Source organism: Paenibacillus antibioticophila (assembly GCF_000455265.1).
GTDB lineage: Bacteria > Bacillota > Bacilli > Paenibacillales > Paenibacillaceae > Fontibacillus > Fontibacillus antibioticophila.
In genome coordinates, this window is the sequence record NZ_HG005139.1 from 2,393,974 (window position 1) to 2,419,469 (window position 25,496).

Here is a 25,496-nt window from a genome sequence, read left to right on the forward strand (position 1 = left end):
CTTATTCTGCTGGCCAGATAAAGGTAGCCACCGTTCCCGGCCCGACGTGAGTGCCGACAACTGCGCCGATACTGGTCCGCACGACCTCATGGATCGTGAAGTGCTCACCCATCAGTCTGAGGATTTCCTCGGCTCCCTCCGGATTCACACAATCGCAGACTGCAATATTAATGTCCCTCTGGTCACCGTAATCCTTCACGAACAATTCAACGACCCGGGATACAGCTTTCTTATGTCCTCTGATCTTGTCGACGGCATAGATCGCACCCTCGTCATTGACGGACAGGATTGGCTTAATATTCAATAGCGTACCAAAAATCGCAGCGGCTTTGCCCAGCCGACCGCCCTTTTGCAGATAATCCAGGACATCGACGAGAAAATAAACCTGCCGCGCCTTGCCGACACGATCTACTTCGGCGACGATTTCCGGAACGGAAGCTCCGGCTTTGGCCATCCGCGCCGCAAGGACGACTTGTAGACCGAAGCCATAGGTCGCGGACAAGGAATCGATGACGGTAATGTCAACAGCCTCGCCGTGCTCCTCCTCGATCATGCTCTTGGCCAGCACCGCGGACTGGTACGTGCCACTCATGCCGGATGAAATATGAATCGAAATAATCGATGCTTCCGGATATTGCTGCATCAGGTTCTGATACACTTCAACGTACTGGGATGGAGAGGTTTGTGAAGTCGTTGGCAGGTCCCGCGATTTTGACAGCCTGTCATAAAATTCTTCTACGGTGATGTCAATTCCTTCTATAAAGGTCTCCTCTCCAAAAGCGAGGCGCATAGGCACGATATGAATCCCATACTCCTCGACTATCGCCTTTGGCACGTCTGCGGTACTGTCAGCAACGATAATAATCTGCTTCATAGATATCCCCGCCCTTTCATGGCTCCGATCAGGATTCAACCGAGAACAAATAATAATAGATCGGCTGTCCGCCGCTGTGAATCTCTACTTCGGCTTCAGGATACGTTTCCTCTATCCAGGCTTGAAGCTGTTCCGTAATGGCCTCATCCGCCTCTTCGCCAACAAGCATGGTCACAATTTCATCCCCGTTCACAATCATCCTGGCAAGCAGTGCCTGACTGGTCTCAAGCAGCCCCGCTTCCGTGCTGACAATCTTGGAGTCGGCGATGCCGATATAGTGTCCTGCAGTAATCTCAAGCTCGTCGAAAACTGTATCACGGACCGCATAAGTCACTTGCCCTGTCTTCACATGGGCAACCGCGTTCATCATGTTCTCCGTGTTGTTCTCTACACTTTCATCCTCCTGGAAAGCGAAAGCGGCCGCAATGCCTTGAGGAATACTCTTGCTTGTGATCACGGTTACGCTGCGCTCGCCTTCAAGCAAATCGCGCGCTTGCTGGGCTGCCAGAACAATATTCGAGTTGTTCGGAAGCACAAATACATGCTGGGCGGAAATCGAGTGGATCGCCTTCACGAAATCCTCCGTGCTCGGATTCATCGTCTGTCCGCCGGACAGAACCACATCTACGCCCAGACTCGTGAAAATATCAGTAATGCCCTGGCCCGAGGCCACAGCAATAAATCCGTAAGGAGCGAGCTCGTCGGCGGGCAGCTTGGCCGGATCGGCCGAACGTGCCGGCTCCGCAGGGATATCGGCAAACAGCTCCGGCATCGGAGCCGCATCCATGCCCGCTGTAAGCAAATCTCGATGCTGCTCGCGCATGTTCAGAATATGAATCTGCGTAATTTCTCCGTAAAGCAAAGCAAGATTGAGCACTTCGCCAGGAGCTTTAGAATGAACATGTACTTTAATGATTTCATCGTCTGCAATTACAATGATGGAATCTCCATTTTGTGACAGCGCTTTCCGGAATTGATCCTCATCGAAGAGAGATCCGGGAACGCCCCCTAATTTACGATTGATAAAAAATTCCATATCATATAAAAATTCAATGTCTTCTGTTTCCAGCTTGGCCTGCGCGGAAGAAGCGTGCACATGATCCGCTGCCAATTTAACCGGTTGAGCCGGTGCAAATTCCACAGCTTGTCCCTGTACGGCTGGATCAGGCTGTACCTGTCCTGTAAGCTGCGCCAGGAATCCTTCATAAATATAGACAAGACCTTGACCGCCGGAATCAACTACCCCTACCTGTTTCAATACCGGCAGCAGTTCAGGCGTATTGGCGAGCGCTTCCTTCGCCTTTGCGAGCACCTCCGTCATGAGCTCGGTGACGTCCGTTGTCCGTCTGGCATAAAACACGGCATGCTTTGCAGCTTCTTTGGCTACCGTAAGGATCGTGCCTTCTACCGGCTTGACCACAGCTTTGTAAGCGGTATCTACCCCGCTCTGCAGAGCCGCTGCGAATTGAACCGTATTCAGCTCTTCATAGGAAGCTGCGTACCGTCCGAAGCCACGGAACAATTGCGAAAGGATCACGCCGGAGTTTCCGCGGGCGCCCATCAGCAATCCCTTGGACAGAACTCCTGCACGGCTGCCAAGACCGCCTGTTCCGTTGCTTTTCAATTCATTTACGCCGGCCGTCATCGTCAGGTTCATATTCGTGCCCGTATCCCCGTCGGGAACCGGAAAGACATTAAGTGAATTGACATGCTCGGCGTACTGTGAGAGACGCTGCGCCCCGGCAAGTACCATGGCGGTAAAATCTGTTCCATTTAAAGAACGCTTACTCAAGAGAATTCCCCTTCCTAGCTTGATACACGTACGCCTTGTACTACGATGCCGACCTCAGCTACATCGAGTCCAACGATTTCATTCAATACGTACTTTACTTTTTGCTGTATGTTGTGTGCGACCTCGGAAATTTTTGTCCCATAACTGACTATAATATAAAGATGAATTGCCAATCGGTTATTCTCAAGGTTCACTTCCACACCCCTGGTCAGATTCTCGCGACCAATCAACTCGGCGATGCCGTCCTTAAATTGCTTTCGGCTTGCCATTCCTACCAGTCCATAACACTCCATGGCGGCCGATCCGGCGATAACCGCTATCGTTTCATCCGAGATATCGATGTGTCCATATTCGGTATCCAATTGTATAGCCACGCCTGCACTCACTCCTCCCTTGAAATTATTATGGACTAAACAATATTGTACTATAAGAATACAGAGAAATAAATAAAAGATACAATCGGACTATGAAATAAAGTTCCATGATCTGTTGACGCCGCTTTTTTCACTGTGATATTATATAAAAGTATTGTTTTATGCGGTTTCTTATGGCTTCATCCCGCTCAGGGCAAGAATCATCAGGAATCGACCGGCACTTTCAGGCCGGCTTGAACAATAACCGTGAGTACGCTTTAGAGCTGTTATTTTCAAGAATGGTGTATTGGAACAGGAGGTGTAAGGAATGTCTCGCAAATGTTATGTAACTGGCAAGAAACCAAGCAGCGGTAACCATGTCTCCCATGCTAACAACCGCAATCGTCGCAGCTGGGGCGTAAACGTGCAAAAAGTTCGCATCCTGGTTGACGGTAAGCCTAAGCGCGTATACGTTAGTACCCGGGCTTTGAAATCCGGTAAAGTGACCCGCGTGTAAGGGTTCGAATAAGCATATAGACAAAAAGCACCTTTTCTGATTAGAGGTGCTTTTTTCGTGTTCTATGAAGGCCCGCCGCAGAAGTATAGTGTGTATTAATTTTTGTGGAATGTGTTCAGTACGGCCTTAACGAAGCCTCCAAGAAATTTAGGCAGCTTGAATGTGTAAAATCTCATCGTTCACCCTCCCCATCATTCTCATGCCCTTACCTTATTGTATGATTCGATCCTTCGTTCAGTGTATTCTCACCGCAAAAAAAAGGCTACATGAGAACCCTGCTCATGTAACCCATTGTATGCGCCGCTTCTTTGGCCTATGCCATGGATTCGGCGGAATGTATTGGATCGAGGCCGCTACGCCCGGCCAAGACTGGTCCTGATCTCCTCCATCGCTGCGCGGCGGTCACTGCGCCCGAATACCGCATTGCCTGCTACCAGCACATCCGCGCCGGCCTCTACGACCAGCGGAGCGGTAGGAGCGGCAATTCCTCCATCAACCTCAATCCGGTAGTTATACCCGTGCTGCGTTCTCAGCTCATCGAGCTCGCGGATTTTCCGCAAGGTTGCCGGTATAAAGGCTTGTCCTCCGAAGCCTGGATTCACTGTCATGACAAGCACCAGGTCCACATCCTCCAGCACCTCGCGGATCGCGGATACAGGCGTTGCCGGATTAATGGCTACTCCGGCCTTTGCACCCTGTTCCTTGATCAAATGCAAGACCCGGTGCAAATGCACGCAAGCTTCGGCATGAACCGTAATCACATGTGCGCCCGCCGCTGCGAACGCGGGAATATATTGCTCCGGCCGTTCGATCATAAGGTGAACATCCAGCGGCAGCTGGGTCAAGGGTGCGATAGCTCCCATCACCAGCGGCCCGAAGGTCAGGTTCGGTACGAAATGTCCGTCCATGACGTCGACATGCAGCCAGTCCGCACCACCGGACTCCACCTCGGCCACTTCCTGCCCCAGCCTCGAAAAGTCGGCGGATAAAATAGAAGGTGCAATAAACACTGCGACATCAGCTAGTACCTCCTCTTCTTGTCTTTCATCTCTTGTTGAAATTGCACGTAATGCTCATAGCGGCTTGAAGCCACCTCACCGCGCTCCAACGCTTCTCTGACCCGGCAGCCCGGCTCGTGCAGATGGCTGCAGCCCCGGAACTTGCAATCGTCCGCAAGCTCCCGGAATTCCCTGAAGCAGGAGGAGAGCTCCTCTACGCCCAGCTCCAGAAAATCCAGCTGGCTGAATCCCGGCGTATCGGCCACATATCCCCCGTTATCCAATTCGATCAGCTCCACATGACGGGTGGTGTGCCTTCCCCGGCCCAGCTTCAGGCTAATCTCGCTCGTTTCGAGCGATAAGCCCGGCAGCATGGCATTCAGCAGGGTGGATTTGCCTACCCCGGACTGTCCGGAGAATACACTGATCTCGCCGGCCAGTCGGGATCGGACCTCATCGGTGCCGAGTCCGCTTACCGAGCTGGTAACGATCACATCGTAGCCAATCTCTTCATAGAGCTGCTTCACCTGTTCGGTTGGATCGGCTTCCTCCGCCTTATCCGCTTCCCCAAGCAGGTCCTCCTTGGTCAAGCAGATAAGCGCTCTCAGCCCGGCGTGTTCAATATGTACCAGGAACTTGTCCAGCAATGACAAGTTCAAATCCGGCTCCTTCAAAGAGAAGAGCAGCACGGCAAGCCGGGCATTGGCAATAGGAGGACGGACCAGCTCCGTCGCGCGCGGCAGAATTTCATCCACTGTGCCCTCCCCATTCTCCGTAGGCGTATAGATAACCTGGTCGCCCACGAGCGGAGTCAGTCCCTTCTTTTTGAAAATGCCCCGCCCCCGGCATTGAATGACTTCCCCGGGAGCGGAACCTTCCGGCTTAACATAGTAATATCCGCTTAGTGCTTTTACAATCAAGCCCTCAGGCATAATCGGCCTCGCTTTCACTCGATTTAAGAGGTTGTTCAAAAAGTCATCTTTTGATCACGAAGTATCCCAAGGAGTTGATTCGACATCGAATCTTGCGTTCACCCTCGAAGTCCGAGCGGATGCTTACGAGGTATGCTTCCTTTGGAAGCATTTCGCTCATGCAGGTTCTGCCTACACTCCGTTCCTCCTTCTTCGGGTTCTCGCAACCTTCTCGGTGCTAAAAACCTGATTTTTGAACACGCACTTTAAGGGTTCACAACTATTCCCGTATCCGGAATTTCTTCCTCTCCGTCCCCCATCGTATCATCTACCTGTTCTCCAGGAAGCGGCAGGGTCGGTACGGTGCCTTGCTTCGCATCGATATAGGATACCGGATAGGTCTCCAGGAAGGCCCCGTCCCGATGCACGGATACGGCAGCATCCTTGTTCGGAGCCAGAACGAGATTGACGGTCAAATACTGCGGCTTGCCTACCGTCTGGGTGCCCCATTCCTGGTTTTCTCCGCGTGCATCCGTGTATACGATACGGATTTTGCTCATTTGGCCTTCTGCGGCCGGCGCTACCGGCACTTCAAAGGTATATTCCACTGCTTCCGGAGGATAACCGGTGCTTACGAACAATGTAACCCCCTCTGAGTCGGCAGGCACCTGCTCATTTGGCGGAAACGGCCATTGCTCTACAATTTTGCCGGCCTCCACCTCAAAGCTGGGCTTCTCCTTGATTCCATCCTTTGCAATCGGTATGCCACGCTCCTTCAGAAGAGCCTGCGCTTCCTTGAGTGTCTTATTGTACAGGTCAGGCATTTCTGTGCTCTCTTTGCCCTTGCTGACGGTAAGCAGTACCTCTACGTCCGTAAGATCGTAGTCCACGCCTTCCTCCGGGGATTGTATGAATATCTTTCCAGGCTCTGCAGTATCGGAGAAGTCCTCCTTCATTTTAATACGGGATCTGTCAATTCCCTCGAGAATAAGCTTTTCCACTGCATCCTCGTAAGTCAGTCCGAGAACAGACTCCATTTTCTCCAGCGGCTTGACCGTGCCCACCTTCAGATCGATCAATGAGCCCTTTTTTACCTTGATGCCTTCCGGCTTGCTCTGCTCGAATACGATGCCTTCCTCGACACCCTCTTTATACACTCTGTCAATCGTGCCGATCTCAATGCCGGCCTCCGACAGCTTCAACGTGGCTTCCTGTTCACTGAGATTCACCACATTAGGGACCGGCACCTCAGGTACAGTTACCATTTTATTGACGTAAAGCGCCACGCCCAGCATGGCGAGCAGCACAACGACTGTCAAGCTGATCCACAGAACCGCTCTGCTTTTGCCCGAGGATTTCTTGGGAGATCTGTACTCATCCGCTGACTGGGAATCCCGCGACAGCTTGGAGGCTCCGCCCATAGCTTTGCCTGTCGGCTTAATGGCGGGAATAATTCGGGTGCTGTCGGCATCCTCTTCATCGGAGAAGTACAGCTTGGATTCCGTTCGCCGCTCCGGCAAGAGACTGGTCTCCAGGTCACGAAGCATTTCCTTGGCGGATTGGTAGCGCTCGGCCGGATTTTTGCGCATGGATTTCAGAATAATATTTTCCACGCTCTGCGGGATCATCGGATTGACCAGCCTCGGCTCCTCGAACTGCTCCTGCAGATGCTTCAAGGCTACGCTGATCGGACTTTCCCCGAGAAAAGGCAGCTGTCCGGTCAGCATTTGATAGAGAACAATGCCGAGCGAATACAGGTCGGACTTTTCACCGGTAGCTACCCCCTTGGCATGCTCCGGAGAGAAATAATGCACCGATCCGACCACAGAGCCTGTCTGTGTAATCGTGGCAGAGGTCACCGCTCTGGCAATGCCGAAGTCGGTCACCTTCACCCGGCCATTGCGGCCGATCAGAATATTATGCGGCTTAATGTCCCGGTGAATAATCTGGTTATGATGGGCATGATCCAGCGCATCTGCAATTTGGGAAGCAATTCGTACGGACTCTTCCACCTGCAGCGGTGCGCGTTCTTTTATAATTTCATTAAGATTTTGGCCTTCTACGTACTCCATCACGATATAATGGACGTCTTCCTCCTGCCCTACATCGTAGACACTGACAATGTTCGGATGTGACAATGATGCAGCTGACTGCGCTTCACGGCGGAAACGGCGGATAAACTCCTCGTCATTCACAAATTGCTGACGCAATACTTTTATGGCAACGTAACGGTTCAGCAGAATGTCCTGCGCCTTATAGACCAGGGCCATTCCGCCTCCGCCGATACGCTCGATAATTTGGTAGCGACCGCCCAACTCGTGTCCGATCATGAATTCCACTCCTCTCCGCTTGACAATTCCTCGGCACATTGCTCCAGAAGCGCAACGGTAATGTTGTCATCGCCCCCGGCATCCAAAGCAAACTGCAATAGTCTGCCTGCCCGCTCATCGAGGCTGAGATCGTCAGCCTGCAGCGTGAGAATCATCTGGTCAAGCGTTACATAGTTGCTGAGCCCATCACTGCAGAGCAGCAGCATTTCCCCTTGCTCCAGGGAAACAAAGTGCAGATCAGCCTCCACCTTGGGATCTGTTCCGACCGCCCGGGTTACCACATTGCGGTGCGGATGGACGCTCGCCTGCTCCTCGCTGATCTGCTTCGTCTTGAGCAGTTCGTTAACCAGCGAATGATCCTCGGTCAGCTGTACCATTTTGCCGCTACGGTACTTATATACCCGGCTGTCTCCAATATGTCCGATAATGCCGTCCTTCTCGTTCAGCAGCACCGCTACAACCGTCGTTCCCATGTTATGATACTCGTCGCTCTCCGATGCCTTCTGATACACCACATCGTTCGCATGCAGAATGGCTTGCTTCAGCTGCTCGGCCAGCTCTTCGACTTCCAGCCCTGGAGGGAGCGGCTGCAATTGGCTCACAATGGTCTCCACCGTCAGCTTGCTGGCCAGATCGCCAGCCTGGTGTCCTCCCATTCCATCTGCGACAATGGCCAGGGTGTAACCCTGCTCCAGAGAGGATACCCAGGAACTGTCCTCGTTGACCGAACGGACATGTCCCACATCGCTTACATACACAGTTCTAATCACACTTGATCACCTCGCACCAGACTCCATGTGCTTCGCCCGCAATTGACCGCAGGCTGCCGCAATATCATGGCCTTGCTCACGGCGGATCGTAACATTAATTCCTTTCTCCGCCAATATCCGCTGGAACTGAAAAATGTCATTTCTGGATGTTCTGACGTACTTGCGTTCAGGAACATGGTTGACCGGAATCAGATTGACATGGCAGAGCATGTTCTTCAGAACCTGCGCCAGCTCCTCCGCATGCTCGGGGCGATCATTCACACCGCCAATCAAAGCATACTCGAAGGACACTCTGCGTCCGGTCTTGGCTATATAGTAACGGAGCGATTCCATTACATCGTCAAAAGGAAATCTCCGATTGACCGGCATCAGCTTGGACCGCAGCGCATCGTTAGGCGCATGAATCGAAATCGCGAGATTGATCTGAGTGTCCTCGTCGGCAAACTTGTAAATGTTCGGGACAATCCCGCTCGTTGATACAGTAATATGCCGTTGTCCGATATTCAAGCCCTTTTCATGGATCATTATCCGCAAAAATTTCATAGTCTCTTCGTAATTTTCAAACGGCTCGCCGGTTCCCATAATTACGATACTGCTGACCCGCTCTCCACGGGGATCCAATATTTTCTGTGCCTGAACCACTTGGGCAACAATCTCTCCCGCGGTCAGATTCCGTTTAAGCCCTCCAAGTGTCGAGGCGCAGAACGTACAGCCCACCTTGCAGCCGACCTGGGTCGTCACACAGATGCTATTGCCGTAATTATGCTTCATAATAACGGTCTCGATCGCATGATCATCATGCAGGCCGAACAAGAATTTGACCGTGCCGTCCTTCGACTCATATTTCGTAATCTCATTCAGCGTGACGAAGGCGAATTGCTCGTCCAGCTGCTCGCGCAGCCGCTTGGACAGGTTCGTCATCTCTTCGAACGAGTTCACCCGCTTCACATACAGCCAGTCAAAAATCTGCCCTCCGCGAAAGGCCGGCTCCCCTTGCTCTACGGCCCATTCCTGAAGTTCCTCCAGGCTGTAGTCATATATAAAAGGTTTCATTTATTCACACACCATTTCATAAAAATTGAGTTCAACTAGTACAAATAGCCACTCATTCTTTCTATTTTAACATAAATAGCTATACTACTAAAGCATGTCTGGGTCAAGGCAGTTCTAACTCCCGTTTCCCCCGCTTGCAGATGTTGAAGCTGATCCGCTCGCAGCCTGCAGCGACTCTCTCAATTGCTGGACGTCCAGCATAGGCGGCTTCCCGAACATGCGAGCGTACTCGCGGCTGAATTGCGACGGACTCTCGTAGCCCACCCGGAAGGCGGCATCCGCCACCTGGGTTCCCTCCGCCAGCATTAAACGTCTGGCTTCGTGCAAGCGAACCGATTTCTGATATTGCAGCGGACTAAATGCGGTAACCTGCTTAAAATGTTTGTGAAATGCAGATACGCTCATATTTACCGACTTAGCTAACTGTTCTACGGTCAACATGCGGTCGTATTGCCGGTTTATAATGCGGATTGCTTGAGCGATATTGTAAGCATGGCTGCCATGGATACCAAACTGTTCAAGGCTGCCTGATGGCTGATCCTGAACGATACGATACAGAATTTCACGTATAATCAACGGCTCCAGTACAGGTATATCGCCCGGTGTATCCAGCAGACCTACCAGCCGGACGACGGCATTCAGCAACGCCGAAGAGGTTTGTTGCACCGAGAGTCCCCGATGGCTTTCCACTCGGGAAGCCTCCTCGCGAGCGGAACGGAGCGAAGCCGCTTGCATGGCAATCTCCACAATCATCTCGGGCTTAAAGCACAGCTTCAACCCTAAATACGGAACCGAGGGCGACGCTTCAACAATACTGCTTGCTACAGGCAACTGTACAGAGGTAAGGAAGTACGCCGAGGAATCATACCGATAGATTTGACCCGCGAGTGTGGACAGCTTGGCTCCTTGCGCCACAATACAAACCGAGGGCTTGTAGACCGACTCAAAGGGGGCCGACGGCTGCACTGCGTGCATTAGTGACAAGGAAGGAATCGCCGTCTGATACGTTCCAGCAGCCGGAGCATGGCGGTACAACAGATGTGTTAACTGCTGTAACGCTTCCGTTCTGGATTGTGCTTCATCCGCTATCTGTTTCATCAAGGGGCTCCTTTGCTACCGTATTTATTCGTTGTTTTATTATAGAAGTGTGAAAGAGGATTAGGCAAGAACGGAAGATGAATGAGCTAACAGGCAGCCCTTCGCTCTGGTTATAATCATCTCACAAGGGCCCGGAAGGCATATCTAAGCTTGGCCTTAATTATCGAAGCGGAGGAGAAGGACTATGCATGGAAAAGTAGCTATCATCACCGGGGCCTCACGGGGCATCGGGAGACAAACAGCCATTCAACTCGCCCAGGCGGGGGCGAAGGTCGTGATCAATTATTCAACCCGGCAGGAAGAGGCGGAAGAAGTGGTGAAGGGCATCGTAGAAAGCGGCGGCGAAGCCCTGGCCATTCAGGCTGACCTCAGTCAAGTTAATCAGGTGGAGGCATTATTCGCAGAGACCATAGGCCGGTTCGGCCGCGTGGACATTCTGGTTAATAACGGCGGGATCATGAACAACTACCCTCTTGAGGAGGTTACGGAAGAGATTTTCGACCGCCATTTCTCTATTAATGTAAAAGGAACCTATTTTGCTTGCCAGCAAGCTATGAAGCATATGGCGCCGGGCGGAGCTATCGTGAATTTCTCCACCTCTGTATCCGGTGCGATGCTGCCAACTTACAGCGTCTACGCAGCCACCAAAGGAGCCGTCGAGCAACTGACACGGCAACTGGCGAAGGAGTTCGGACCGCGGAATATTACAATTAACTGTATCGCCCCAGGTCAAGTAGCTACGGAGCTGTTCCTGACCGGAAAATCTCCGGAGCAAATCGAAGCCTTTACGCGGATGAACGCCTTTGGCCGACTGGGTGAGCCCGAAGATATCGCCAGCGCTATCGAACTGCTTGTCAGCGACAAGGCCCGCTGGATCACGGGGCAGACCTTGAGAGTCAACGGCGGGTTCAATTAAAGGAATTTTTAACAGAGCAGCAGGTCGATTTGCCGGGTTGGTATACGAACGAAAATAGAGCGAGCCAGAAGTCTGTAAGAACCGACTTTCTGGCTCGCTCGATTTTACATAGCACATAATTATATTGTCCCTATCCACAATCCACAGATGTCAATTACGGGAGAGCTTCAAATCGGCTTTGTTGGAGAGCCTCTTGAACCACTGGTGCAGGAGGAACATAACTATCGTGACGGCAAGGCAGGACCAGAAATTAATTGGAACAGTCCAGATGCCCTTGAACACAATGGTTGAATAGACATACCCGCCAATCGCTATGAGATAGACCCCAATGCCAAGAATAAACCAGGTTTTGGTGCCAAATATGGAAGCTTTAAGGGCGTATAGCACAACAAGGATGGTAATCCCTGATAGGCCAATAATGACCACAAAGGGCAGCAAGCTAATGCTTTCCGTTTTGAGTGAAGGAATGAAATAAGAGAGCAGTTGAACAACTGTATAGACCGCAAAAAGGGTTGAAAACAAAAGGGTTGTGTATCTCAATATATCCAGCAGCCAGGACTGCTTGCTTTGCCGGGGAATATCGGCAATTAAGGCATCGCAATAGGCATGCAGATCGTCGCCGAAAACATCCTGTGCGGATTTTCCATGCTGTTGAGCTTCAATCAGATGTTCCAATAGCTCCAGCAAGATGCTTTCCGTTGCATACTCAGAGCGGGCATTTAATCGAATGTATATCATGGCGTCTTCATACACCTTCAGGTTTTCTTTATTCAGAAGTTCACGTCGTTCATTGTTGCGTTTAATCATTTCAGTTGTGTTCATCGCGTTTCCTCCTTAAATAAGTGATGGCCTGGGACAACTGAGCCCAGCTTTCGTCAAACAGTTGCAAGGCCTGTTCTCCTTGCTCAGTAAGATGATAGTACTTGCGGTCTGGTCCACTTGCCGAAGGCTTCATGGTGCCCTCGATCAGCCCATTTTTCTGCATACGCAGCAGCAACGGATAAATACTGCCTTCCTTGACCATGACCAATCCTGCTTCATGCAGCTTCTCACTTAATTCATACCCGTATACTTCCTTTTCTGAAATAATAGCAAGCATGCAGCCCTCAAGCAGCCCTTTCAGCATCTGGCTCTGACTATCCAACTTCCGATTCCCCTTTCTCTATATTGCAATGCAAGATACCTTGGCGCAAAAGCACACTATATTGCATTACAAGTTAGATAATAAGTGAAGTGTAACATACACTACTTTGCAATGCAAGTTAGCGGTGGGATAATTTAAGGGTAGTGCAACCTCATTATTTTCACCGAATACCGGCCGCACAAGAAAAGCCAGGCCTCCCGAAAACGGCAGAGGCCTGGCCCTGTTTTCCTTGCTTTAGAATTGTGGCGGCTTATTTCGCTACTCTGTTACCGTCACGCTTGATCATGCTTCTTGCGTAACCGTGCGATATAGAAACCGTCGGAATGAGCATCCTGAGGCAGGATTTGCAAGCCGATGCTCCCACGCGCCGATGCCGCAGCCAGCGGCTCAGTCTCCCAGGCTGACGGCTTGTCTGCAGCCAATTCGAACTCTGGATGGCGGCTTAAAAAGTTGCTCACCATCTCCACATTTTCACGCGGCTCAATCGTACAGGTGCTGTAGACCAGCAGGCCGCCCGGTTTAAGCAAGTCTCCAGCCGTGTCGAGCAACGTACGTTGAATGCCGGCAATTTCTGCAATATCGCCAGCCGTCTTGGCCCATTTCAAGTCCGGCTTGCGGCGAATCACACCGAGTCCGGAGCAAGGGGCATCCAATAAGATGCGGTCAAAGGAATTCTGCTCCAAGCGCTCACCCAGCTTCGAAGCGTCTCCCGTCGAAATATCGATATTGGTCAGACCCAGACGGTTCGCTTGATCCTCGACTAGCTTCGCCTTATGCGGATGGATGTCGTTGGCCAGCACCAGGCCGCTGCCCTGCATGATCTCGGCGATATGACAGGTTTTCCCTCCAGGAGCTGCGCAGCAATCCAGCACGGACATGCCTGGCTCCGGATCTAGCGCTTCGGCCACCAGCACAGAGCTTTCGTCCTGTACAGAAATCAAACCCTCCCGATACCAGGGAGTGAGGGCCATATTGCCCCCGCCGCCCTCCACTACGATTCCGTCTTGGGAAAGCTTGGATGGAGCGGCCGACAGCCCTTGTTCCTTTAGCAATCGCAGCATGTCTTCCCGGCTTGTCTTCGCCCGGTTCACGCGAATACTGATCGAAGGCGGCTCGTTATTGGCCCGGCAAATTGCCTCCGCCGTTTGTTCGCCATACTGCTCCAGTAAGCGTGCCACCAGCCATTCCGGGTGAGAATGCTCCAGGGCGATGCGCTGAACAGGGCGAAGTCCCTCCGGCAGCTTCAACTCCTCCTTACGGCGGAGTACGTTGCGGAGCACTCCGTTAACCATACCCGAGATACCTTGATGGCCTCGCTTCTTCGCCAGGTTCACCGCCTCGTTGACTACGGCGTGCGGGGGAATACGATCAAGATAATAAAGCTGATAGAAGCTCATCCGCAGCAAATTGCGGACCCAGGGGGCCAACTTCCCCATCCCCTTGGTCACAAACGGCTCCAGCAAGAAATCAATCGTGTTAAGCCGCTGAATTGTCCCATAAACCAGTTCTGTAGCTAGCCCCGCATCAGGCCCGGAAAGGCCGGATTTCTGCAACGCCCCATTGAGCAGCAAGTTGCTGTATGCCCCCTCCTGTTCCACGGCGGTCAGCACTTGCAGCGCTACACTTCGGGACGTGGATTTGGCCGGACTGCGCCCGCCGCTGCTCATGATAGAACCGTCCCTGGCTTCATAACCCCGCCGCGGATGAACTCTTCCGCTTCCATCGCCTTCTTGCCGGCAGGCTGAACCCGTGTCAGCCATACCGAGCCGTCCCCGGTTTTCACTTCAATGCCTTGCGGTGAGAGGCTTAGCACGGTACCAGGAGCTTGCCCGCCACCATTACCGGCAACTGTCCCTTCCGCGTTCCCGTATTCTGCATCAGGCTTGGCAACCGCCCAGATCTTGAACACCTCGCCGTTCCAGGTCGTAAATCCACCGGCAAAGGGAACCAACCCCCGTACGCGATCATAAATGGCACGCGAACTGGCTGACCAGTCAATTCGCTCATCCTCACGCGTCAAGTTGGACGCATAGGTTGATTCCTCGTCATTTTGCGGAATGCGGTCAGACGTTCCTGCCAAAATGGATGGCAGCTGCTCCACCAACAGCTTAGCCCCGGCTTCGCTCAGCTTCTCAAACAGCATGCCCGAGGTATCCTCGTCTTCGATCGGGACAACAGCTCTTGCGATCATATCGCCCGTGTCCAGGCCCTCCGCCATATACATCAGCGTAATGCCCGTTTCCTTCTCGCCGTTGATAATGGCGCGCTGGATCGGCGCCCCTCCGCGATATTTGGGCAGCAGCGAGCCGTGTACGTTCAGACAGCCGAATCGCGGCAAATCCAGCACCGACTTGGGCAAAATCTGACCATAAGCCGCTGTCACGATCAAATCCGGCGCCAGCGCAGCCACCTCCGCTACCGCTTCCGGAGCGCGAAGCCGCTGCGGCTGCAATACCTGGAGGCCATGACGCAGAGCCGCTTCCTTGACCGGAGTCGGCGTAAGCACCTTCTTCCGCCCTTGCGGGCGGTCAGGCTGGGTGACTACCCCGACGATCTTGTAGCCGGCGGAGATGAGCGCCTCCAGAGACGGAACTGCGAAGTCAGGGGTTCCCATAAATAAAATGCTTATTGATGAAGTTGTCTGGCTCACGCTTCCGCCTCCTCTTCGTTCTCTTCCTCCTGGTCCGTAATTTCGTAGACACGTTCAGCAAGCGAGGTATACAATACCCCGTTCAAATGGTCAATCTCGTGTAAAAATGCTCTGGCAAGCAGATCCGTACCCGTATAGGTCACTCTTTTGCCATTGCGGTCCAGGCCTTTTACGGTCACCGTCTGTGCACGTCGGACATCCCCGCGAAAGCCCGGGATGCTGAGACAGCCTTCCGGTCCGAATTGCTCGCCCTCTGCGGAGACCACTTCCGGATTAATCAACTCGATCAGCCCATGATCGTCTCCCACTCAACCACAATCAGCCGTTTCAATACACCGATTTGCGGGGCGGCCAGCCCGACTCCATCCGCCTCATACATGGTATCGGCCATATCGGTAAGCAGCTTCTTCACCCTTGGTGTAACCCGGTCTACCTTTTCCGCTACCTGGTGCAGCACTTCATTCGGCTCAAGCACTATTTTTCTGACTGCCATTTAGGTCACCATCTTTCTCGATAAGTTATAAGTTGAATAATGGTTATACGTGCTGGGGCAACGTGTGAAGTGTACTTACGATCGCTGTTGTTCGCGGATTTCTTGAATGAATCAAACCATTTCAGGGTAGAATTCCACTCACAAAGGCGAACGCTCTGCTTCTTCAGTACACTTCACACTTATGCCCTAATACGTTTTAATTAGTTCAACTTATATAAATCGCTCATGTTATATATATTTATGATTACATCAGCATTTGCGGATCCACATCGATACTGATTTGCAGCGAAGCATCCTTCAGCTGGCCCAGCATCGCCTCCGCCATCTCCTTCACCAACGCAACTGCATCCAGGTCACCGCGGTATTTCACCATGCATTGGAAGCGGTAGCGGTTCTTGATGCGCGGAATCGGCGAAGCAACCGGCCCCAGAATATCCAGCGCCTCCGCAGAAAGGCGATCGAGGCTGCCGAACCAGCCAAGCCTCTGCGCCTTCAAGCGCAAGTCCCCGGCGAAATTCTCTGCCATTCGCAGCAGCAGCGGCAGCTTCTCATGAGACATCGTCACCAGAATAAGCCGGCTGTACGGCGGATAATGCAGCGTCCTGCGGTGCTTAAGCTCCTCGCGAACATACGAAGCATAATCATGCCCGCTTGCATGGACAATCGAATAATGCTCCGGCATATAGGTCTGGATGAATACTTCGCCCGGAAGCTGATGGCGGCCAGCGCGTCCGGCTACTTGGGTCAGGAGCTGGAACGTCTTTTCTGCCGAGCGGAAATCAGGAAAATTAAGAGCCGTATCGGCTGCGATTACACCCACGAGAGTCACGTCAGGAAAATCAAGTCCCTTGGCGACCATCTGCGTGCCGAGCAGCACATCTCCCTTTTTCTCCCGAAACGTCTGGAGCAGGCGTTCATGCGAGCCCTTCTCGGTTGTGGTGTCCACATCCATTCGAATCACCCGTATCCCGGGGAATAGCTTGGCAAGCTCCGCCTCAACCCGTTGGGTACCCGTTCCGAAATACCGGATATGCTCGCTTCCGCACTCCGGACATACGGCCGGCGCAGGTGCTGCGTACCCGCAATAATGACAACGCAAATTGTTCGACTTCTGATGATAGGTCAGCGAAATATCGCATTCCGGGCATCCGGCGACATAGCCGCAGGTACGGCACATCACAAAGGTAGAATGCCCTCTCCGGTTCAGAAACAGTACGGTCTGCTCGCCCTTTTCAAGCCTGGAGGCAATCCCTGCATGCAGCGCCCGGCTAAACATCGAGCGATTGCCATCCTTCAATTCTTCACGCATATCGACAACCCGAACCTCCGGCAGTCTGCTTCCGGATGGCCGCTGCTTCATCTCCAGCAGCAACGGGGCGAACAGATCGTCGGATTGTGAGCGCGCTGCATAATAGCTCTCAAGCGACGGCGTAGCGGAGCCAAGAATAACGGCGGCTCCATGCTGTCTGGCACGGCGAACCGCCACATCTCGGGCATGATACTTCGGCGTCTCCTCCTGTTTATAGGAGGTCTCATGCTCCTCATCAATCACAATCAGTCCAAGCTCGGAAAAAGGAGCAAAGATCGCGGACCGCGCTCCGATCGCGACCTGTACTCTCCCTTCCCTGATTTTACGCCATTCATCATAGCGTTCACCTGTAGACAAGCGGCTGTGCATTACAGCCACCTTGCCGCCAAAGCGTCCCTTAAAGCGCTCCACCATTTGCGGTGTGAGCGATATTTCCGGAACAAGCACGATAGCTTGTCTATCCTGAGCAATACAGCGTTCGATCGTCTGCAGGTACACCTCGGTCTTGCCGCTTCCGGTTACACCGTGCAACAGGAATACGCCATACTCCCTGGCATCCAGCGCCTCGCTTACCTTATGGTACACCTGCTCTTGTTCCGGCGTTCGTTCCAGCGCTTCCGTTCCCTTGAATCTGCGGCCTGCGTAAGGATCGCGGAATACCTCCCTGTCCTCAATAACGACATAGCCTTTCTCAGCAAGCTTGTTTACAGTTCCCGCGGTAACGCGCAGCTCGGACAGTACCTCCTGCAAGGACAGAGTAATCCCTGCCTCCACCAGAAACTGCAGCACTTCCTTTTGCCTGCGGGCCTGCGTGCTGAAGGACGCCAAGGCAGCTACTGACGCTTCTCCGGTCACAGCTGCTGTTACAGTCTTCACGGTCTTCTTCCGGATCTTGTCTTTGATCATCTGGCTTTCGGTAAGCAGGCCGCGTCCGATCAAGCCTTTGATCTCGGCCGCTCGCTCAGGATAACGCTTGCTTAGATGCTCCAGCGTTGTCTGTCCTGCCGAAGCAACGTAATCCATGATTTCCCGTTCCTCGCCGCTTAACAGAGAGAGCAGTGCCTGATTGGCGTTAACACCGGACTCCGCTTTAACAGTCTCGGCTTCGGAAGCAGCGGTCTCTGCCACCGATACCATTACTTCCGCCCTGCCCTTTAATGCTGTAGGAATCATCGCTTGAAGCACCGCGATCTTGCTGCATGCATATTTTCCGCTCATCCAATAGGCAAGCTCCACCAGATCCTGCGGCAGCGGCGGCGTCAGGTCCAGCAGTTCCTGGATCGCTTTCATCCGCTTCGGATCCATTTCCGATTCCGTGTGAAGGGAGACGACAAACCCTTGCACCGTCCTCCGCCCAAATGGAACGCCAACTCTGCTTCCTACCTCGATCCAGTGGCTCATGCTTTCCGGAATTAAATAATCAAAAGGCCGATCGGTCTCCCGGCTCGGCACGTCAACAATTACTTTAGCCACGGTATAAGTCATGACTTATACTCCTCCAGCCGCTTGGCGGCCAGTTCAAGAATGTACAATCCAAGCTGATCCTTGGACATCATCGGCATTGCCTCAACAAGCCCGTTCCGGTCATAAATATGAACGATATTCGTATCTGTACCGAAGCCGGCCCCCTCACGGGTTACATCGTTGGCAATAAGAAGATCGCAATTTTTACGCTTCAACTTATCCATCGCATACTGCTCCAGATCGTCCGTCTCGGCCGCAAAGCCGATCATAAACTGGGACGATTTCTGTTGTCCCATGGTTTCCAGAATATCGATATTCTTGACCAGCTCCAATGTCAGCGTATCTCCGGCTTTCTTGATCTTTCGATCAGCGGCCTTCTTCGGCCGATAATCCGCCACGGCTGCAGCCATGATCAGAATGCCGGTATTGCTCCAGTGCTCCTGGACTGCCTCGTACATTTCCTGTGCTGATTCCAGGCGAATCACCTGAACGCCAGCCGGGGAAGGCAAGGCCGTATTGGCTGCGATCAGCACTACCTCCGCCCCCAACTGCTGCGCGGCCTTTGCAAGGGCAAAGCCCATTTTGCCGGTGGAGTCATTGGAAATATAACGCACCGGATCAATCCGCTCCAGCGTGCCTCCGGCAGTAATCACTACCTTGTGCCCGCGCAAGGGAGCTTGTGCCTGAGCACTGCGGCGTTCAAAGAAATTCTTTACCACGCTCACAATTTGCTCCGGCTCCTCCAGCCTTCCCTTTCCGACATAGCCGCAAGCAAGCAGCCCCTCACCCGGCTCCACGAACATAACCCCCCGGGAAGCCAGTTCATTCATATTCCGCAGAACCGCCGGATGAGAATACATATGGACATTCATCGCCGGAGCAACCATGATCGGTGACTGCGTCGCAAGCAGAGTCGTGGACAGCATGTCATCCGCAATCCCCGCCGCCATTTTGCCAATAATATTCGCGGTTGCAGGAGCGATTAGCACCAAGTCGGCCCAGCCGGCCAATTGGATATGTGATATCTCGGCTGGATGCTTTTCATCAAAAGTATCGGTATAAACCGGGTTTTTGGACAGCGCCTGCATCGTCAGCTCGGTGATCAATTTGGTAGCCGATTCGGTCATGATAACCCGTACCTCCGCTCCCTGCTGCACCAGCTTGCTGCACAATGCAGCCGCTTTGAAGGCGGCAATACCACCTGATACGCCCAGCAAAATCTTCTTCCCGTTAAGCAACGTAAATCCCCCGCTTTCTATCTGAACGAGCCTGAATGCCCGCTGCAGAAAAAAATAACAACCTCGCGGCTGTCATAGAGAGGTTGTTGAAGATATCTTGCGACCACGAGGTCCGATTGGTATTATTTATTTTCGTCAGGCTCAACCTGGGAGCCTTGCTTCAGCACCACGAGATCACCATAGATTTCTTCAAGCGCAACGCCGACCTGTTTGTGGGACTTAGGCGTTTGCAGCTCGGTCTTCTCGCCTTCACGCAGTTGTCTGGCTCTACGGGAAGCAGCCACCACCAGCGAATACTTACTACCAACCTTCTCCAGCATCTTATCAATCGATGGATACAGCATGAACTCAGCACCTCTTCTTTTAGACTCTATATTACCGGGCAGCAATCTCTTCGCACTTAGGCCTGATTTTGCAGTGTTCGGCTACGATAATCGACTGGATTCTGTGACAGGCCTGATCGATCTCGTCATTAACGACTGCATAATCGTAATTTTCCATCAATCCAATCTCGTCAGCAGCAACGGACATCCGGTGATCAATCGTCGCCTGATTCTCCGTTCCCCGTCCTACAATCCGGCCCTTCAGCTCATCGAGCGACGGCGGCAGCAGGAACACAAAGATGCCCTCCGGAAATTTACTCTTAACCTTCAGCGCCCCCTGCACCTCAATCTCCAGAATAATATCCTTGCCGCTCTGGAGCGTTGCCTCGACGAAATCACGGGGGGTTCCGTAATAGTTGCCGACATATTCGGCAAATTCCAGAAGCTGATCGTTAGCGATCATTTCTTCAAATTGCTCCCGGCTCTTAAAAAAATAGTTCACTCCATTCTCTTCGCCAAGACGGGGGTTCCGCGTAGTGGCCGAGACGGAGTAGACAAGATCGGGCAGGCGTCTGCGAAGCTCGTTGCAGACTGTTCCTTTTCCGACTCCCGAAGGACCTGATAGTACGATAAGTAATCCTTTACCCATATTTCTCTCCATTTTATTCGTCGTTGTCATCATCTTTGGCTGACAGGCGGTGAGCAACCGTCTCCGGCTGCACGGCCGACAAGATGACATGGTCGCTATCCGTAATAATTACTGCACGGGTGCGGCGTCCGTAGGTAGCATCAATCAGCATGTGGCGATCTCTCGCCTCCTGGATGATTCGCTTGATCGGTGCAGACTCCGGGCTCACAATCGAAATGATTCGATTGGCGGAAACGATATTTCCAAAGCCAATGTTAATAAGTTTAATCGCCATATGAAGGTGTTCCCCCTATTTTAATTGACTCTACTGTGTCCAATGTAACGTTATTCGAGATTTGCCGCTTGCTCGCGGATTTTCTCCAGTTCCGCTTTCATTTCTACGACACGGTTGACCAGAGCCAAATGGTTGGCTTTCGATCCAATCGTATTCGTCTCCCGGTTCATTTCCTGAATCAAGAAATCCAGCTTTCTGCCGACAGGCTCTGTGGAGCCCAACAATTCACGGCACTGGGCAAAATGGCTGGCAAGCCGGATCAGTTCCTCATCAATGTTGGATCGGTCCGCAAAAACTGCAACCTCCATGGCGAAGCGATGCTCATCCACGGCGCCATCCAGCAGCTCGTTCAACCGTCCGCGAAGCTTAGCCCGATATTCCAAAGCAACCTCCGGAGCCAGAGCCGTCAGTTCCGCATGCATTTCCTCCAGACGGTTAAAACGTTCCTCCAAGTCCTTCCGGAGATGCTCCCCCTCCTGCTTGCGCATCGTAACCAGATTGATCATGGCCTCTTCCAGGCCATCCAGCAGCGTTGCCTCCCAAGGCTCTTCATCCCTTGCCTCCTGGCTTGACCAGTCCGGAGCGATCAATATGTCCGGCAGAGACAACAACTCGCTCGCACTAAGGGAGCTCTCCAGACCATACCGTTCCCGAAGCTCTTCAGCAGCCCGCAAGTACGACTCCGCCAGTCCGGTATTCAGAACAAAGGGCAGGGTGCCAGCTTGCTCCTGCTCCTTGTTAATATATACATCTATCCGCCCTCGCTTAATATAACGCTGCACCAGGCGTTTCAGACCATCCTCGTAACATGTCCATTCTCTGGGCATGCGCACTACCACTTCGCAATAGCGGTGGTTCACGGATTTGGCTTCGATCTGAATCAGATAGCCCCCGCAGCGTCTGGCGGAATGGCCGTATCCTGTCATACTGTGCGACATAGGCATCACATCCGTTACCCTATTGTAATTGATAATTACAGACGAGACAAGGGGGAGGGCGTCTCTTTCGTGCGCTCCTGCACATATTTCGTTAATGCCACATTCATCTCATAGAACATGAACGGTGTCATCAGGTATATCCCATTAAAATGGTCCATAGCCGTATCCAGCAGTTCCTTGGCAATCTCCACTCCCATCGCCCGGCCCTCTTCGCCTTGCAGTCCTCGCATCCGGTCCAGCACTTCCTCGGACAATTGAATGCCCGGCACTTCATTGTGCAAATACTCGGCGTTCTTGCCGCTGGCAAGCGGCATAATCCCGATAAAGATCGGGATATCCAGGTGAGCCGTCGCCTCCTTGATGCGAACGATCAATTCGCGGTCATAGACCGGCTGGGTCATAATATAATCCGCTCCGGAAGCGATCTTCTTCTCCAGCCGCTCAACGGCTTTATGAAGATGCTTCACATTCGGATTGAACGCCGCACCGACCACGAAGCGGGCTTTCTGCTTCAGCGGCTTGCCGGAGAAGGCAATCCCTTCATTTAATTGCTTGATCATACGAATAATCTCAAAGGAGGTAGTATCGTAAACCGAGCTTGCACCAGGCAAATCGCCGAATCTTGCTGGATCTCCCGTAACGGCAAGGACATGGTCGATGCCCAGTGCGTCGAAGCCCATCATATGGGATTGCGTACCGATCAGGTTCCGGTCGCGGCAGGCAATATGAATCAACGGCCGCAGTCCGATCTGGGTTTTGATCAAATGTCCAAGCGCCATATTGCTCATCCGGGTTACCGCAAGCGAATTATCCGCCAAGGTAAGTGCGTCTACCCCCGCCTCTTTAAGAGCGGCTGCTCCCTCCATGAATTTGCTGATGTCCAGATCCCGCGGCGGGTCCAGCTCTACAATAATAGTGTGCCGCTCGCGAACCAGCTCAGTAATGCTGCGTTCTGTATGCTCCTCCCCACAGCTGCATGCGGGAGCAGCATTTGCGGTTTCACCACGGCTGGAGACAGCGCGTTCTCTTATCTCCAGACGCTCCTTCACCTTTGGAAGCGGCTTGCCCTCTGTCAGCGGCGTTGCTTTATAGCCCCGTAAGGCTCGAGCCGTCGCCGCAATGTGCTCCGGCGTTGTACCGCAGCATCCGCCGATCAGTCTGGCGCCCAGCTCCGCAAAGGAAACTGCACAATCCCCGAAATAATCGGGAGATGCTCCATATATATATTCTCCATCGACATAGTCGGCCAAACCCGCATTCGGAAACACCGAGAGCGGGAACGTCAGCGGACCGTCCAGCCGTGACATAACCGACATAATACCGTTAGGCCCGGAATGACAATTGAAGCCCAGCACATCCGCGCCTTCTTGATTCAGAATATGGAACGCTTCCTCAATGGTATATCCGTCCAATGTGCGTCCAAGCTGATCCACACCAAACTGGCAAATAACCGGGCGCTCTGTAAGCTTGCGGGCAAGGCGAAGAGCAAGCCGCATTTCCTCCAGCTCGTAAAAGGTCTCCAGCAGCAAGGCATCCGTTCCCTCGGTAAGCAGAGCTGACATCTGCTGCTCATAATACCTTGCCAGTTCCGCATCGGTCACATTCAACCGTTTTCCGCCCAAAATCGAGCCGACAGCTCCGGCCACGTACACCTGCTCTCCCGCAGCCTCACGCGCGATGCGGACCGCTGCACGGTTAATCTCTTCCACCTGGGACTCCAGGCCGAGCTTGGACAGTTTATAGTAATTGGCAGAGAAGCTGTTCGTCTCGATCAAACCTGCTCCAGCCGCAATATATTCACGATGAACACTGCCTATGATCTCAGGCTGCAGGAGATTAAGCTCCTCGAAGGATATCCCGACGGGAAATCCGAATTTATATAAATAGGTGCCCATTGCACCATCGCCTATGATAACGCCTGTCTCCCAAGCTGTACGCAAGTCCGGTTTCATAGCAGTACCTCCGTCGATAATTTCATTCTAATGTAACATAAAACTACCTGAATGATAAGAATTATCGACACAAAAAAAAGTTTGCCTGAACACAGATGCCTGCCTCTCCTTATCAGACTCCTCTTTGGGGGCAACCGATTCTCTGATTAGCCATCTGCCGCTCGCTGTCGGATATTTCAAACTCGCTAACGGACATTCTAGCCTCTTAGCAGACTTGTTCTCATGATTCGAAGGGTTAACGGACATTTCGGGCGCTTAGGACGCTCAAACGACTCTGATTCACTCCATTCTACTCTCTTAGCAGCCAAAATGTCCGTTACAATTCTGGCTCATCCAAAGGCGGACCGTAAGGAGATATAATGCCCGTTAGACCAAGTATGTAAAGAGAAACCGTCTCCTTGTGGTTTATGGTTGGGTGGTACCTCCATTTTCCAGAGAGCGGCTTCTTTTTATTTGACAAAATGAGAGAGGGTGCCCCCAATCATTATGCTGTCATCTTATGATCACTTTTGGGGACACCCTCTTAACACTTCACACTTATGCCATTTCTACTTAGCTTCTTATGTCCAACTAATATACATCACAGTCTCAAGCAAAATTCAATCCAGTTCCTCAACCGATGCGGCCCTGATACACTGCCTCTGCCGGTCCGGTCATATAGACATGATTATTTTGTTCATTCCATTCAATATACAGGTCTCCGCCCTTAAGTCCAATCCAGGCGGCACGATCCGTGTGCCCGTTCAGTACAGAGGATACCAGAGTAGCGCATGCCCCCGTGCCGCAAGCTAAGGTTGATCCTGCCCCGCGTTCCCATACCCGCATTTCTACCCGGTCGCGTGCAGTCACACTAGCGAATTCCACATTCACTTTGCGCGGAAAATAAGGATGAGTCTCCAGACGCGGCCCCCATTCCAGCACCTCAAAGCTCGGAGCATCATCCACATAGATGACACAGTGCGGATTTCCCATAGATACCGCAGTAAACCTGAATTCGCGTCCTGCCGCTTCGATCGGTTCGTCCAGCACCGGCTTGCCGGACAGGGTTGTCGGCACAGCACGGCCATCCAGGATCGGCTCGCCCATGTCAACCGTAACCGTACTGACCGCTCCCTCCACGACGTTCAGCGTAACTTGCTGCACGCCGGCACCCAATGTTTCTATCGTAATCTGCGATCGATCTGTATACCCGTGATCATAGACGTATTTGGATACACAGCGAATGGCGTTCCCGCACTGCTCCGCCTCGGTTCCGTCCGAATTAATAATTCTCATCTTAAAATCAGCCCGTTCGGAAGGCAGAATAAACACCAGGCCATCCCCACCAGCCCCAAAGAACCGGTTGCACCACTGGATAGCCAGCTCTGACACATTGGCAGGAAGCTCATTCAGGCCATAAAATACAAGAAAGTCGTTACCAAGTCCGTGCATTTTCGTGAATTCCATCAGA

General features: G+C 52.5%; 24 protein-coding genes and 1 pseudogene. 2 read left to right on the plus strand and 23 right to left on the minus strand.

Annotated elements, in window-relative coordinates; translation table 11 throughout:
* Window position 1: 1 nt before the first annotated feature.
* From TX85_RS11030 to TX85_RS11040, 3 genes are read right to left on the minus strand one after another with little or no spacing between them, the layout of a single operon-like run.
* Entirely contained in the window at window positions 2–874 is an 873-nt protein-coding gene (locus TX85_RS11030; RefSeq protein ID WP_044479167.1) for a DegV family protein, read from the minus strand.
* 28 nt (window positions 875–902) lie between these two features.
* On the minus strand, window positions 903–2,666 hold the full coding sequence (locus tag TX85_RS11035) for a DAK2 domain-containing protein (RefSeq protein ID WP_044479168.1): 1,764 nt from the start codon (window positions 2,664–2,666) through the stop codon (window positions 903–905).
* Between the two features lie 14 nt (window positions 2,667–2,680).
* Complete coding sequence (locus TX85_RS11040) at window positions 2,681–3,040, minus strand: Asp23/Gls24 family envelope stress response protein (RefSeq protein ID WP_044479169.1); 360 nt, start codon at window positions 3,038–3,040, stop codon at window positions 2,681–2,683.
* A 307-nt stretch (window positions 3,041–3,347) separates the two neighbouring features.
* On the opposite strand from TX85_RS11040, the gene rpmB reads away from it, so the two are divergent.
* Window positions 3,348–3,536 (plus strand): 50S ribosomal protein L28, encoded by a 189-nt coding sequence (gene rpmB, locus TX85_RS11045; RefSeq protein WP_044479170.1) that lies wholly within the window; start codon window positions 3,348–3,350, stop codon window positions 3,534–3,536.
* Between the two features lie 95 nt (window positions 3,537–3,631).
* Here the strand turns inward: rpmB and spoVM are convergent, their stop codons facing one another.
* The 7 genes from spoVM to TX85_RS11080 form a co-directional block, all read right to left on the minus strand.
* Window positions 3,632–3,712, minus strand: a complete 81-nt coding sequence (spoVM, locus tag TX85_RS11050) for a stage V sporulation protein SpoVM (RefSeq protein ID WP_044479171.1) — start codon at window positions 3,710–3,712, stop codon at window positions 3,632–3,634.
* A gap of 177 nt (window positions 3,713–3,889) precedes the next feature.
* A complete protein-coding gene (gene rpe / locus TX85_RS11055) occupies window positions 3,890–4,546 on the minus strand; it encodes a ribulose-phosphate 3-epimerase (protein ID WP_044479172.1) in 657 nt (218 codons plus the stop codon).
* A gap of 11 nt (window positions 4,547–4,557) precedes the next feature.
* Window positions 4,558–5,466 (minus strand): ribosome small subunit-dependent GTPase A, encoded by a 909-nt coding sequence (gene rsgA, locus TX85_RS11060; protein WP_044479173.1) that lies wholly within the window; start codon window positions 5,464–5,466, stop codon window positions 4,558–4,560.
* A gap of 245 nt (window positions 5,467–5,711) precedes the next feature.
* A complete protein-coding gene (gene pknB, locus TX85_RS11065) occupies window positions 5,712–7,775 on the minus strand; it encodes a Stk1 family PASTA domain-containing Ser/Thr kinase (RefSeq protein WP_081671700.1) in 2,064 nt (687 codons plus the stop codon).
* Complete coding sequence (locus TX85_RS11070) at window positions 7,772–8,545, minus strand: Stp1/IreP family PP2C-type Ser/Thr phosphatase (RefSeq protein WP_044479174.1); 774 nt, start codon at window positions 8,543–8,545, stop codon at window positions 7,772–7,774. The genes pknB and TX85_RS11070 overlap by 4 nt, the downstream gene beginning before the upstream one ends.
* A 6-nt stretch (window positions 8,546–8,551) precedes the next feature.
* Window positions 8,552–9,598 carry a 23S rRNA (adenine(2503)-C(2))-methyltransferase RlmN gene (rlmN, locus tag TX85_RS11075; RefSeq protein WP_044479175.1) on the minus strand — a complete coding sequence of 349 codons (1,047 nt, stop codon included), beginning with the start codon at window positions 9,596–9,598 and terminating at the stop codon, window positions 8,552–8,554.
* 114 nt (window positions 9,599–9,712) lie between these two features.
* A complete protein-coding gene (locus tag TX85_RS11080) occupies window positions 9,713–10,696 on the minus strand; it encodes an AraC family transcriptional regulator (protein ID WP_049894903.1) in 984 nt (327 codons plus the stop codon).
* A 184-nt stretch (window positions 10,697–10,880) separates the two neighbouring features.
* Here TX85_RS11080 and TX85_RS11085 point away from each other — a divergent pair, with 184 nt between their 5' ends.
* Entirely contained in the window at window positions 10,881–11,612 is a 732-nt protein-coding gene (locus tag TX85_RS11085) for an SDR family oxidoreductase (RefSeq protein WP_044479176.1), read from the plus strand.
* A gap of 150 nt (window positions 11,613–11,762) precedes the next feature.
* On the opposite strand, the gene TX85_RS11090 is transcribed toward TX85_RS11085, so the two are convergent.
* The 13 genes and pseudogenes from TX85_RS11090 to dapF all read right to left on the minus strand — a co-directional run bounded on the left by TX85_RS11090 (window position 11,763) and on the right by dapF (window position 25,492).
* Window positions 11,763–12,434 (minus strand): DUF1048 domain-containing protein, encoded by a 672-nt coding sequence (locus tag TX85_RS11090; RefSeq protein ID WP_049894904.1) that lies wholly within the window; start codon window positions 12,432–12,434, stop codon window positions 11,763–11,765.
* On the minus strand, window positions 12,421–12,738 hold the full coding sequence (locus TX85_RS11095; RefSeq protein ID WP_044479996.1) for a PadR family transcriptional regulator: 318 nt from the start codon (window positions 12,736–12,738) through the stop codon (window positions 12,421–12,423). The genes TX85_RS11090 and TX85_RS11095 overlap by 14 nt, the downstream gene beginning before the upstream one ends.
* A 290-nt stretch (window positions 12,739–13,028) precedes the next feature.
* The gene (gene rsmB / locus TX85_RS11100; protein ID WP_071784186.1) at window positions 13,029–14,423 is read right to left on the minus strand and encodes a 16S rRNA (cytosine(967)-C(5))-methyltransferase RsmB; all 1,395 of its coding nucleotides are present in this window, start codon (window positions 14,421–14,423) and stop codon (window positions 13,029–13,031) included.
* Entirely contained in the window at window positions 14,420–15,370 is a 951-nt protein-coding gene (fmt, locus tag TX85_RS11105) for a methionyl-tRNA formyltransferase (RefSeq protein WP_044479998.1), read from the minus strand. Before fmt ends, rsmB begins: the two co-directional genes overlap by 4 nt.
* A 32-nt stretch (window positions 15,371–15,402) precedes the next feature.
* A pseudogene (gene def / locus TX85_RS11110) lies at window positions 15,403–15,899 on the minus strand (peptide deformylase).
* A gap of 244 nt (window positions 15,900–16,143) precedes the next feature.
* Window positions 16,144–18,693 carry a primosomal protein N' gene (gene priA / locus TX85_RS11115; RefSeq protein WP_044479177.1) on the minus strand — a complete coding sequence of 850 codons (2,550 nt, stop codon included), beginning with the start codon at window positions 18,691–18,693 and terminating at the stop codon, window positions 16,144–16,146.
* A complete protein-coding gene (gene coaBC / locus TX85_RS11120; protein WP_044479178.1) occupies window positions 18,690–19,910 on the minus strand; it encodes a bifunctional phosphopantothenoylcysteine decarboxylase/phosphopantothenate--cysteine ligase CoaBC in 1,221 nt (406 codons plus the stop codon). The genes priA and coaBC overlap by 4 nt, the downstream gene beginning before the upstream one ends.
* A 122-nt stretch (window positions 19,911–20,032) precedes the next feature.
* Window positions 20,033–20,254, minus strand: a complete 222-nt coding sequence (gene rpoZ / locus TX85_RS11125) for a DNA-directed RNA polymerase subunit omega (protein WP_044479179.1) — start codon at window positions 20,252–20,254, stop codon at window positions 20,033–20,035.
* Between the two features lie 31 nt (window positions 20,255–20,285).
* Window positions 20,286–20,882: a guanylate kinase gene (gene gmk, locus TX85_RS11130; RefSeq protein WP_044479180.1), complete on the minus strand. Its 597-nt coding sequence runs from the start codon at window positions 20,880–20,882 to the stop codon at window positions 20,286–20,288.
* A 13-nt stretch (window positions 20,883–20,895) separates the two neighbouring features.
* The gene (remA, locus tag TX85_RS11135) at window positions 20,896–21,156 is read right to left on the minus strand and encodes an extracellular matrix/biofilm regulator RemA (RefSeq protein WP_044479181.1); all 261 of its coding nucleotides are present in this window, start codon (window positions 21,154–21,156) and stop codon (window positions 20,896–20,898) included.
* 50 nt (window positions 21,157–21,206) lie between these two features.
* Complete coding sequence (locus tag TX85_RS11140; RefSeq protein ID WP_044479182.1) at window positions 21,207–22,094, minus strand: YicC/YloC family endoribonuclease; 888 nt, start codon at window positions 22,092–22,094, stop codon at window positions 21,207–21,209.
* A 35-nt stretch (window positions 22,095–22,129) separates the two neighbouring features.
* Window positions 22,130–24,046, minus strand: coding sequence for a bifunctional homocysteine S-methyltransferase/methylenetetrahydrofolate reductase (locus TX85_RS11145; protein ID WP_044479183.1), 1,917 nt, complete (start codon window positions 24,044–24,046; stop codon window positions 22,130–22,132).
* A gap of 612 nt (window positions 24,047–24,658) precedes the next feature.
* Window positions 24,659–25,492 (minus strand): diaminopimelate epimerase, encoded by an 834-nt coding sequence (dapF, locus tag TX85_RS11150; protein ID WP_044479184.1) that lies wholly within the window; start codon window positions 25,490–25,492, stop codon window positions 24,659–24,661.
* Between the last annotated feature and the right edge of the window lie 4 nt (window positions 25,493–25,496).